This window comes from Lysinibacillus sp. NPDC098008, assembly GCF_044760715.1.
Taxonomy (GTDB): Bacteria; Bacillota; Bacilli; order Bacillales_A; family Planococcaceae; genus Lysinibacillus.
On record NZ_JBIWBA010000014.1, the window covers coordinates 1 to 12,761 of the forward strand.

General features: G+C 36.5%; 9 protein-coding genes. 1 reads left to right on the forward strand and 8 read right to left on the reverse strand.

Annotated features, from left to right (window positions below; all coding sequences use genetic code 11):
- Positions 1-387: 387 nt before the first annotated feature.
- From glpK to ACIQVU_RS12540, 4 genes are all read right to left on the reverse strand, one after another.
- Positions 388-1,884, reverse strand: a complete 1,497-nt coding sequence (glpK, locus tag ACIQVU_RS12525; RefSeq protein WP_340807607.1) for a glycerol kinase GlpK — start codon at positions 1,882-1,884, stop codon at positions 388-390.
- A 19-nt stretch (positions 1,885-1,903) separates the two neighbouring features.
- Positions 1,904-2,707: an MIP/aquaporin family protein gene (locus tag ACIQVU_RS12530; protein WP_340807608.1), complete on the reverse strand. Its 804-nt coding sequence runs from the start codon at positions 2,705-2,707 to the stop codon at positions 1,904-1,906.
- 162 nt (positions 2,708-2,869) lie between these two features.
- Positions 2,870-3,427 carry a glycerol-3-phosphate responsive antiterminator gene (locus ACIQVU_RS12535; protein WP_340807609.1) on the reverse strand — a complete coding sequence of 186 codons (558 nt, stop codon included), beginning with the start codon at positions 3,425-3,427 and terminating at the stop codon, positions 2,870-2,872.
- A 46-nt stretch (positions 3,428-3,473) separates the two neighbouring features.
- Positions 3,474-5,117, reverse strand: coding sequence for a glycerol-3-phosphate dehydrogenase/oxidase (locus tag ACIQVU_RS12540; protein WP_340807611.1), 1,644 nt, complete (start codon positions 5,115-5,117; stop codon positions 3,474-3,476).
- A gap of 301 nt (positions 5,118-5,418) precedes the next feature.
- Between ACIQVU_RS12540 and ACIQVU_RS12545 the strand changes: the two genes are divergently transcribed.
- On the forward strand, positions 5,419-5,613 hold the full coding sequence (locus ACIQVU_RS12545; RefSeq protein ID WP_340807613.1) for a hypothetical protein: 195 nt from the start codon (positions 5,419-5,421) through the stop codon (positions 5,611-5,613).
- Positions 5,614-5,702: 89 nt separating this feature from the next.
- Here ACIQVU_RS12545 and ACIQVU_RS12550 read toward each other — a convergent pair whose 3' ends face one another.
- The 4 genes from ACIQVU_RS12550 to ACIQVU_RS12565 form a co-directional block, all read right to left on the reverse strand.
- Positions 5,703-6,671 (reverse strand): tRNA dihydrouridine synthase, encoded by a 969-nt coding sequence (locus ACIQVU_RS12550; RefSeq protein ID WP_340807615.1) that lies wholly within the window; start codon positions 6,669-6,671, stop codon positions 5,703-5,705.
- Positions 6,672-6,885: 214 nt separating this feature from the next.
- Positions 6,886-8,883: a methyl-accepting chemotaxis protein gene (locus ACIQVU_RS12555; RefSeq protein WP_340807617.1), complete on the reverse strand. Its 1,998-nt coding sequence runs from the start codon at positions 8,881-8,883 to the stop codon at positions 6,886-6,888.
- A 445-nt stretch (positions 8,884-9,328) separates the two neighbouring features.
- A complete protein-coding gene (locus ACIQVU_RS12560; protein ID WP_402895790.1) occupies positions 9,329-11,125 on the reverse strand; it encodes a DUF262 domain-containing protein in 1,797 nt (598 codons plus the stop codon).
- Between the two features lie 14 nt (positions 11,126-11,139).
- A complete protein-coding gene (locus ACIQVU_RS12565; RefSeq protein WP_340807620.1) occupies positions 11,140-12,435 on the reverse strand; it encodes a DUF262 domain-containing protein in 1,296 nt (431 codons plus the stop codon).
- Positions 12,436-12,761: the final 326 nt, after the last annotated feature.

Consider the following 12,761-nt stretch of genomic DNA (forward strand, 5'->3'; position numbering starts at 1 on the left):
TGCAAAATAGCCAACTATCCGAAAAAAATCTAGGATAGTTGGCCATTCGTCGTGCGTACCGTAAAGGTGCGCTATTTTTTATATTTCGGGCTTACTGTCTTGTCCATTCTCTTTTGGAGCCTCACTGGACCTCCATTAAAAGAGTAACAATATAAAAGCCCTTCTGTCACAGAGGACAAAAGGGCATGCCAAAGCAAAGATATTCATTCGTCTAGAAAATACCAATTAGCCCTTTTCAGCCTCTCTGGACCGTCTTAAAGGAAATTTTATATCGTTCAATTATACCGTTCTACATTCTATAAGATTACGAATGAAAAAGCAATGGTTGAATAGTGGAAATTAACTTTGTTCTTCAATAAAAAGGCAAATCTCTATCAATTAATTTGCTTACTTAAATGCTTGCGCTGCGGCAACAGCCTTTTTCCAGCCTGCATAAATATTGTCACGATGCTCATCACTCATATTTGGTGTAAATTGATGATCTAAATTCCAATACTTACCGATTTCCTCTGTCGAATGCCAATAGCCTACTGCTAAGCCTGCTAAATAGGCTGCACCTAAAGCTGTTGTTTCATTGATAACTGGACGATCAACAGGAACATTTAATAAATCTGCTTGGAATTGCATTAAAAAATTATTTGCTACAGCTCCACCATCTACACGCAATTTTGCTAATGGAATATTAGCATCTGCCTCCATCGCTGCTAATACATCCTTTGTTTGATAGGCTAATGATTCTAGTGTCGCACGTACAAAATGCTCCTTTGATGTCCCGCGTGTTAAGCCAAAGACAGCTCCTCGCACATCAGAATCCCAATACGGTGTTCCTAAACCAACAAATGCTGGGACAACATACACACCATCTGTTGACTCTACACGTGCTGCATATTGCTCCGATTCACTGGCATTACGGAACATACGCAAGCCATCACGCAGCCATTGAATCGCTGAGCCTGCCACAAAAATACTACCCTCTAAAGCATAAGTTACTTTACCATCTAAGCCCCAAGCTAATGTTGTCAATAAGCCATTGTTTGACTTCACTGCCTTTTCACCTGTGTTCATTAACATAAAGCAGCCTGTGCCATATGTGTTCTTCACCATACCTTCCTCAAAGCAAGCCTGACCGAATAATGCAGCTTGTTGGTCACCAGCAGCACCTGCAATTGGAACAGCAGAGCCAAAGAACAATGCCTCCTCTGTATAGCCATAAATTTCAGAGGAAGGACGTACTTCTGGTAGCATGGAGGCAGGAACAGTTAAAATTTCTAATAGTTCCTCATCCCACTTTAAATCGTAAATATTGTACATTAATGTACGAGAAGCATTGGAATAGTCTGTTACATGTGCTTTACCACCTGATAGCTTCCAAATTAACCATGTATCAATTGTCCCGAATAATAGCTCTCCTGCCTCAGCTTTTTCACGCGCTCCCTCAACATGATCTAAAATCCATTTCACTTTTGTACCAGAGAAGTAGGCATCGATTAATAAGCCTGTTTTATCACGAAACAAATCATTGTAACCGCTTTCCTTTAATTGCTCACAAATATCATTCGTTTGACGTGATTGCCAGACAATTGCATTATAAATAGGCTTACCAGTATTTTTATCCCAGACTACTGTTGTTTCACGTTGGTTTGTAATACCAATACCTGCAATTTTGCTTGAATCCACATCTTTTTCTGATAACACGGTTGCAATACAAGATAGGATAGATGACCAAATTTCCTCTGCATGGTGCTCTACCCAGCCTGCCTGCGGAAAATACTGCTGGAATTCTTGCTGTGCTGTGTGTACGATTTTGCCATTTTCATCAAATAAAATAGCTCTTGAGCTTGTTGTACCTTGGTCTAACGCTAAAATATATTTTTTCTCTGACATAGAAATCCCTCCAAATAAATTAATTTTCAACTTGAACATTCTTTACAGTTATTTGTGCCCCTATAAAAATAGTAACAACAATCACTGCAACAATCCAAAATGCTATACTATTTTTTCCCTCAAATATTTGTTGGAAAAATAAAGCACCAAATGTACCACCAATAATCGGACCGACCACTGGAACCCATGCGTATCTCCAGCCTGAGTCACCTTTACCCGAAATCGGTAACAGGAAATGGGCAATACGTGGACCTAAATCACGAGCTGGGTTAATTGCATAGCCTGTCGGACCACCTAAAGCCATTCCAATCACAACAATTAACATACCAACTAAAAACGGATTTAAACCATCTGTAATCGTGTTTGTACCTAACGCTAAAATACCTAATACTAAAATAAATGTTCCTATCATTTCTGATAATAGATTTGATAACGGATGCTTAATAGCCGGCATTGTAGAAAATGGTGCTAATTTTGTATCTGCATCTGCTGTTGCCTGCCAATGTGGTAAATACATAAAGTAAACAAGTGTTGCCCCTAAAAATGCACCAATCATTTGTGCTGCAATATATGCTGGTACATCTGCCCATGGAAAATTACCAATCGTAGCAAGGGCAATTGTTAGTGCAGGGTTTAGGTGAGCACCACTGACTCCTCCTACTGCATAGGCTGCCATTGCAACAGCAAGACCCCATGCAAAGGTAATCACAATCCATCCACCACCAAAGCCCTTCGATTTATTGAGCACTGCTCCTGCTACAACACCACCGCCAAATAAAATAAGAATCATTGTGCCGACCAGCTCAGCTGTAAACGTAGACATAGTTAAGTCCCCCTTTGTGATAATAGCCTATGGAAAACAAAAAGGAACCCACATTTAATCAAACTACACGTAAACATGTAGATGAACAAATGTGGGTTCCTTTTCCTAACCACGCGCTTATGAACTTATGTTCATTTTAGAGATAAAAACATACATAGTCAACTATTTTTTGAAATTTTCCCATAATTTTTTATTAGATGTTGTAACAGCGATAGCACCTCCAGCTAGTGCTTCTTCAATATTGTCCACTGTACGTACTAAACCACCTGTAATGACAGGAATTTGTGTGCGCTCATAGATTTCTTGAATCATAGACGGAATAATGCCTGGTAATAGCTCAATATAATCTGGCTGTGCTGTTTCAATCATTGAATAGCTTTTTTCAAGTGCAATCGTATCAATCAAAAACACACGTTGAATCGCCATAATTCCACGAGCCTTGGCTTTCATTAGCATATTGGAGCGCGTTGAAATAATACCAGCAGGACGAATATCATTACATAAAAAATCTGCTGCAAAATTATCTGTTTTTAAACCATGAATTAAATCAGCATGAATAATTAATTTTTTGCCATGCCGAGTTGCCTCACGCTTTAAAGACATCAATAGGCTAATATGCACCTCTAATAAAACAATATACGTGAATGGGCTTGCTATTATTTCGTCAAACTGCTTAACTGTACGTGCAGCTGGAATTACCTGTTGATTATCAAAATGCATACCGTTCCCTCCTCCCTTACTCGTGGTCATCCTATATAATGTTTCATTATAGCGCAGTTGTCGCCCGTCTGATTTCTTTATTGACATCTTCTTCATATTGTTTACGTTGCACTGCTGTCCAGTTGAGTTGCTTTGCCATCTCATCTAAAATACCCTCTTTATATTTTTGAACGATGGCAATTTGAAAGAACATATATCCTGTACGGCGAATGATAAAATCATTCGGATGAATAACCATTTCATGATAAATACCATACATTAATTGTGCATACAGCCATGATGGTAAAATTGAATGTCCTTCCTTTACATAATTAAAGACAATATCTACATTGCTTCCATAATGCTGTGTTAAAAATTTCGCCTCTTTCTCAGATAACCCTATTTTCTTGCCTAATCTTGTACGGTCATATAAGAAGGCATATAATTTCTTTGAACCGCCAATATTACCACCAGAAATCGGAATTTTTTTTGTTGTACATGGTGAAGATTTAATGCCAAACCGTTGCTCTAGTTCTTGTGTAATCGTATTTAATACCGTTTCAGCCATTTTACGATAGCCTGTTAATTTCCCACCTGCAATTGTTACAAGACCTGATGGCGATACCCATACCTCATCCTTACGAGAAATTTCAGACGGGCTTTTTCCGTCCTCATGAATCAATGGGCGAACACCTGCCCAGCTCGATTCAATATCTGCATCTGTCACCTTTACATTTGGAAACATATAATGAATGGCATTCATAAGATAATCACGATCCTCTTGGTAAACATCCATATTGCGAGCATCGCCCTCATAAAATGTATCCGTTGTTCCCACATATGTTTTTCCTTGACGAGGAATAGCAAATACCATGCGACCATCTGGTGTATCAAAATAAACAGCTTGTTTTAATGGGAATTTTAATTCATCAAAAACAATATGCACACCTTTCGATAAAATTAAATGCTTACCAGCTTGCTCACCTTCAATTGTACGCACTTCATCCACCCATGGCCCAGCAGCATTCACCACTGCCTTTGCACGAATATCAATTGTCTGATCTGTTATAATATCCCTTGCTACAATGCCATTGATTTTTCGCTGTTCATTATATAAAAATTTTTCAGCTTTCATATAATTCATACATGTTGCGCCTTTCTCTATCGCTGCCTTTGCCACCTCAATCGTTAAACGCGCATCATCGGTACGATATTCCACATACATTCCACCGCCAAGTAAGCCCCTTGTTTTTACTAATGGCTCCTTCTCAATGGTTTGCACTGCATTTAACATATAACGACGCTCAGCACGTTTGACGCCTGCTAAAAAGTCATAGACACGCAGACCAAGATTTGTAGAATATTTACCAAATGTTCCACCCTTATGAAAAGGTAGCAGCATCCAAACAGGTGTTGTCACATGTGGACCATTTTCATAAACAATGGCACGTTCCTTTCCTAACTCTGCTACCTCTTTTATTTCAAATTGCTTTAAATAGCGTAAACCGCCATGTACTAATTTTGTTGAACGGCTAGATGTACCTGCTGCAAAATCCTGCATCTCTACTAATGCTACGGAAAGACCACGAGCAACAGCATCCAGTGCAATACCGCAGCCTGTAATACCGCCACCAATTACTAATAAATCATATTCTCTCCCCTGTAGCTCCTCTATTATTTGTTGTCGTTGTAACGCTGAAGCTGTACTCATACGTTATTTCCTCCTTCATCATTTTTAAAGATAAAAAAAGACCATCAAAAGCATATGCACACTAGGCACATATGTTTTTAATGGTCTCTCAGTTACTCAAACCTGCTATTAACTTACTTTTTATTGTAATATGCATATTTAAAAAAGGCAAGTTGCTATTTAAGCAATGGAGGAAATATGCCCGCTTACTAACTTCCGAAAGTAGCTAACAAAGTCGTTTTTTCAATAATTTGAAACTAAATACATATTGGAACGTAAACTTACTTAACAAATCATAACTATGTAAAGAAGGATGAGTTAGATGAAGGAATGGTGGCAAAGAAGAAAAAATAAAACACGAAAAAGCAAAAAGAATGCTAGCGATTCTACATTTTTTGATTTCGTTTTTGATGTACTATTTTGGCTACCAGAACTCATTTTCTTGCCTTTTAGAATCATCTTCTGGTTACTTAGAGCCTTAGGTAGATCACTTTGTAGTATTTTTGATTTTTTCTAACATAAAAATACAGCTTTTATAGCAGAGAAAAGGAGTGGTTAATGCTTATCTCCACCCCTTTCCTATTAATTATGCTTCATTTTTACTAGTCATTCAGCATTATCGGCTTCAAAGCTATCCAGCAATGCACGCACTTCATCTGTTGATTTGGTGTGCATTAATTGATTTCTTAATTCACCAGCGCCGCGAAAGCCTTTGACATAAATTTTAAAGAAACGATGCAGCCCAGAGATGGAACGTGGTAGCTCTTCTGCATACTGATCTTGGAGATCAAGCTGCAGTCTTAAAAGATCAAGATACTCTTTTCTGCTATGCTCTTTTGGTTCCTTTTCAAAGGCAAAAGGATTTTTAAAAATACCTCGTCCAATCATCACACCATCAATGCCATATTGCTCTGCAAGCTGTAGCCCTATTTGACGGTCAGAAATATCCCCATTAATTGTTAATAGTGTATTTGGTGCGATACGGTCACGTAGTTTTTTAATTTCCGGAATTAACTCCCAATGGGCATCAACCTGGCTCATTTCCTTTCTCGTCCGCAAATGAATCGACAGGTTGGCAATATCCTGCTTGAAAATATGTGTGAGCCACTCCTCCCACTCATCCACATTTGTGTAACCCAGCCGTGTTTTTACGCTAACAGGCAGCCCGCCTGCTTTTGCTGCTTGAATAAGCTCTGCTGCAACATCTGGACGTAGAATCAGACCACTGCCTTTCCCTCTCGACGCCACATTTGGTACAGGGCAGCCCATATTAATATCAATGCCCTTAAACCCTAGCTCTGCCATGCCAATGCTCATTTGACGGAAATAGTCGGGGTTATCTCCCCAAATATGTGCCACCATTGGCTGTTCATCTTCTGTAAAAGCTAAACGTCCACGCACACTTTTCATTCCCTCTGGATGACAATAGCTATCTGAGTTTGTAAACTCTGTGAAAAATACATCTGGTCGTCCAGCAGCACTGACTACATGACGAAAAACAACATCTGTTACATCCTCCATCGGTGCTAATACAAAAAATGGTCGTGGCAAATCACGCCAAAAATTATCTATCATTGTCAATTCCAATCCTTTCACTATGGGTACGAGGTCAAAAATACCCATCTTCTTTTACTCTTATATCATGCTTCATCACTTCTTATCAAATATAAGTATATGGGATATTTATAATTTGAGAAAATTGCATGAAAAATAGCCCTCTGATCAATTGCTTGATCAAAGAGCTAAGCTTTTCACATATTAAAGTAGCGTCGGTTGTCGGATTTGACTACTATTGTGATACCTTAAATTGATTAACAGCCTCACTTAATTTATCACTTAATTCTACTAGCGTTCCAGCTGCATCTGTTACAGATTGGATGGCACGAAGCTGTTCATCTGTTGAAGCACTCACCTCTTCACAGGCTGCTGCTGTTTCTTGTGAAGTTGCTGCCATTGCTTGAATTGTTTCAGTAACATCATCCTTGTGTACCGCTACTTTTTGAATTTCTTCATACACTGAGTCGATAGAATCCTGCATTTCTGACATAAGCATCGAGATTTCACCAAAGGTTGTTTCAGTGGCATTGACAACGTTGCCTTGTCGTAGGAAGTTTTCACGCGTTTCGCTCATCTGCTGTGTAACAAGTTGGGATTCCACTTGCAGCTCTTGAACTGTCATTTTCACTTCTTCTGTCGAGCGTGCCGATTGCTCAGCAAGTTTACGTACCTCTTCAGCAACAACTGCAAAGCCTTTACCATGCTCCCCTGCACGTGCCGCTTCAATACTTGCATTCAGGGCAAGCAAATTCGTTTGTGAGGAGATTTCCGTAATAGTTTCCATAACCCCACCAATCGCCTTCACTTTATTTTCCAATGTGCTGATCACTTCAAACATCGATCGCAAGCTTTGCTCCCAATCATTGAAGGATAATTTCAGCTCTTGCATTCTACCTTGCCCATCCTTGTTCATGTCGCCAGTTTTTGTAGCAATATCTGACATAGTTCTAGCCTTCACTGTAATTTCGTTAATTTGCTGACTAAGTAAGTCAACACGTTCCGTAGCAGTTTCTGCGTCTTCAGCCGATTTAGCAGCACCCTGTGCAATTTCACCAACTGCGTGAGAAACTTCGGTGCTTGAAGCGCTTGTTTCTTCGGCAACCGCACTTAAACTTTCTGAGTTCGCACGGACATTTTCCGCAGAATCATTTACAACTGCAATAATAGTATTCATATTATCAATCATGACATTAAAATTATCACCAAGTTCACCAATCTCATCTTTTGTTTTGATGTCAGAACGAACCGTCAAATCACCTTGAGATACAGAATTCATCAGTGTTTTTAGCGTTTCAATCGGTTTAATTGTGCGACTAATTACGATATAAAGCATGATAAATAGAATAACTAAAGTGGCTAAGGATACAAGCAATATCGTATTTCGTAGCTCAATTGCCGCTGCGTTTATATTTTTACTATCATAAAATGTGGCAACCTTCCAATTAAGCTCTGGCAGAGTTGTAAATAGCAGTAACTTGTCAGTACCTTCATCATTATAATAAATGTGTCCACTATCCTTGCCATCCGTATACATTTTCTTGATAAAAGGCTGTTCCATCATGTTTTCACCACTCAATGTTGGATGAACAATGGCACTTCCCTCTGGGTCTAATAGGACAGGATATCCATCATAGCCAAGTTCAATTTCAAGAATGGTATCAGTAAGCGCAGATAGCTCAATACTAATTCCAACAACCCCTAAAAGTTGCCCATTGCGTTGCACAGCCTTAGCTGCGGTAATTGCATAATCTCCAGTTGCAGCATCAATGTATGGATTCGTCCAATACACGGAATCAGGATTACTAACAGCTTCTTTGTACCACTCACGGCTTGTTGGATCAAAATCCGCCCCTAAATCTACATGCGGAATATGAATCATTTCCTTAGTTGGAAAGGCAAAATAAATAAATGCAGCATCCTCGTATGTATCTAAAAACTGGGATAGCTCATTCTCAAGAGTTGGAAAAGTTTGAGCTCCTGGATTTTCTACCTCCATGAGATTCTCAAAATTACGAGAATTTGATAACTGATCAAGCCCTTTTTCATATTGCTGTAGATAATTATTGATGGAGTCAGACATTTGATTAACAAAGATAGTGCTTTGCGCAATCACGCTGTCCTCTGTTTTATTTTTCATTTCAGTGATACTGATAATGCTCATTGTTAAAACACCAATAATGAACAGCACCATCACAATGAAAATAATTTTTGTTTTAATAGACTTATACAAACTGAATCATCTCTCTTTACTTTCATTTTAGTCAGTAGAACACAATTTTTAGTTAGTCTAATTTACTAATTTCCTCCTTAAATTACGGCATTAAATGATTCATTTTACACACACTTTTTAGAATACCATATTTTCTAAAAATTCGAATATAAAATATTCTGAGAGGCTGTTTATTTTTATAAATTAAGAAAGCACCAAATTCAGTAATGCCATCTGAACTTGATGCTCTAAAGCTCTATTCTGCTGTTCATATAAGCTGTGCAACCATTTTACATGTGGGGACAACGCAGGAGGTGTACTGTGCTGGGTTTCTGGACCTGACCATTACTTTTTTATGTCTTCACAGTTTTTTCACTTAAATACCAACTAATTAAGACCATTCCTTCACAAACTTTATTGATTTTACATTATTAATATCAGCTAAAGTTCATTAATAGCTATTCATTTATAGACTACATTCTGCTTTTAACAGCGCAAACATTTCTTCTTTATGATTATCGGCAATGCTTTCATTCCATACACCGCCATTATAATTGATTAAAGCGTTCATAATGAGTAACTTTAAACTTTGTTCAATAATACTCGGATAAGAACTTACCTTTCCGTTAGGTGGCAAATTCGAAAATTTAGAATTCCCGGATACCGTAATTAGTGCTAAATTACCAAAACTATTCAAGTCCTCGTCTGCCCATTTGTTTAGCAATTCACTATTAGAAGGGTTCTGTGGATAAAAATGCTCAATGGAGTTTCTAAATTGGAATTGCCAGTTATCTTTCATTGGTGATATAACTAGCATTTGATTATACCGATAGCCATCTCTATATAAGATATAATCGAGATAAGTAAAAACAATACGCTCGATAGCAAATCCTTTTGCCTCTAAGAATTTTGATTGTTTCACCTTCTCTTTGCAATAGTCTTCTAAAATAGATAAAACGTTAACATCTTCATTTTCCATCAAACACTTTAAAACAATTGAAATCCAATGCATCGTTTTTGGTGATGTATATGTAATACGTAAACAGGATTGAAGTGTCCTCAATGTCTTATTATCATTTATGTCACTACCATCGTCATAAGTTCCAACATATTTTGGTTTTAAGTTTCCTTTTTTCCTATCTTCGTATGCTTCAATACGCTGTAAAGACCATTTTCCAATTTCCTTATAATCTTTTGCAAACTCTCTTTTTAAAATATATTGATCAAACAAAACTCTACATTTTAATAAGTTAAATAAAAAGTTTTTGCAGCTTTCTTCACTTTCCCAATGGTGCTGTATATTTCGTAAAAAGTTTTTATCGTCTAACAAGGACTCATTTTCATTGGACTGAGATAGGGTCTTATTAACCTGTAAAATGAAATTAGGAAAAGATATAATAGACTCGAATCTTTCATTTTCTTCAATGTCAGCACGAGTTTCTATTTTCACCTTTTTTCTTTCCTTCAATATATCTAATAATGTTTTCGGAGCTGTATCTTCTTCGTTTTGTTGAATATTTGTTATTTTTTCTTTGACCTCATTAAAATCCCTTACACTTGAGCGTAATTTATTCCAATCACTTGAAAAAATCTTCTTTCTAATATGTATATTAAAATTCATTTGAACATACGTATCCATTTTTGAGCAAGCTTCCCAAATAAGTGCACCTACTTTTTTATCTTCTATACTAGACAGTGGACTTAATAATTTCGCTTTAGCTATTTCATGAAATTCTAACTGCTCACCTCGTGTATTCATAATTTCAAAATAGTGATTTAAGTCAATTTTAGAAGGAACCTGTATACGAATTAACTGTACGTTATCTAATCTTTCGATAAATTTACTTTTATCGATTTCTTTATTATAAAAATAAGTTTCAATTATTTTATAGCCTTGCATAATTTCTTGGGATAATAATTCTTCCGGTAAATTATTTTTTCCTAGCATAGCAAGTGTGTGATTTGATTTTTCTCTCGCCTCAAAATACAAGGAACCTTGTAAAACGCTCATTTTTAAATATTTTTGAAGCAAGAATAATGTAGTTAAACGCTGTTGACCATCTATTACTTCATAAGAATCGAGGTCCTTTTGATTAACAATTAAAGTTCCTAAAAAATAATTATGTGAAGACGTATTTATATCATCCAACAATTGCTGAATCTGTTCTTCTCTCCATGCATAATTTCGCTGATAAATAGGTATTTCATAATTCGCCTGAAAAAATAAGTTTGAAACTTGTAAAATTTCTGGTTGAGTATTCATAGTTCACCATCCATTCATCCGTATAAAAAATTCCATATTTCTGAGTATTTTTTTAGATTAGCACTAACATCCTCTTTATTTATACTTTCAAAAATTACAAAGGCTAATTCTTCAGGTTCATTCATTTCACTAAGCTTTGTAAATAAGTCTAATCCATAATTTATTCTCTCGTGATTGCCGCAAGCATATTTGTTAATGGTTTGTGGATATACGGCTGTCATCACTAATCGAAGCGAGTAACACCATGTATATAATTGTTTAATAACTGTATCTGTAATAAATTCCAGACCAAATCGGTCAGCAAAAAATAATAATGCACTTTCATAGAGTTGCTTAATATAAATGTCTCCCGACCGAACGTCTGGTATTTGATCCTTATTATGAAAATCCATTATTTTATTTTGAACCTTTTCGAGCAATTCAGCGTAATGCAGCGTATAGTTGAAAAACCGTTTACCAGCTAAAACGGGTTGTGTTAATTGAAATTGATTTAGTGGCTGATTTGCTAACAGCTCTATACTACCATTCGTATTCGTTTGCTCAATGAAGAGATTTGATGCCTTTTGATAAATTGCATAATTGTATGGACTACGCAGCTTAATTCCCTTAAATGTGGCAATTTTATCGCTAGAATAACCTAGACCATCTTTCTTCTTATACCATTGCGTCACTGGAAATAAATAATTTTTAAATAAATCTTCTAATGCTTGCTGATTTTTATTTTCCCAACTATTAATGATTTTTATTTTGGTATGCTCGTCCTCTAAGTTCATTTCTCTTAAATGATAGGATTTCAGTAAATCATGGGGCGCTAATTCCTTCCCCCTGCAATTTTGAGAATCAAAAAATTGAAATGCTTCTTGCTCATTATCCGTGACAATTTTTACAACTGTACACTTTTCAAGTAAATATGATTTATATGCTAAACGCTCTTTCGGTTCAAGCTCAGATATCTTTTTGGATAGCAATTCAAAATTATAAATAATTGCGTTTGTTGAAAGCGAGCTATACTGTTCATTTAATAAACCATCATTCGTATCTCCAAGACAGTACAGTAAAATAGACAATGTAGTAATTCTCTGCTGGCCATCAACAATATAGTAATGTTGTTTTTTCTTATGAAGAATGACAGAACCAATTCTATATTCAGCCAGCCCTTTTCGATAAGCTTCATAAGTATCCATAAATAAAGTATTCGTTGAACTTACATGCCAACGATAAGGTCTTTGATATTCTGGAATAGATAACTGCAAACCAAGTAAATTTTCTAATGAAACAACTGAAAGTTCTTCTTCAATTAAACCCATCATTCCATTCCTTCCATTTATTTAGCTAATGCTATGATTGAACTGCTAAAAAGACATTTTATCAATGTTTTTTAGATACACTAAAAAAATTCTACAATATTTGAGAGCTTTAATCTCCTAATATCAATAAAAAACAGACAACTATGGAATTGAAATTACTTCCTTAATCGTCTGCTGATTTTGATATTTACTGCCTTAGCTCCAACCATGTAACTGCTTCACAGTGGCTCGAGAGGACAGAATGAATGTCATTTGAATGTGTCCGTTCTCGGAAACATATCCACTGCTTTTTTGTCACTATCGGTAGACGGGAACATATCCATTACACT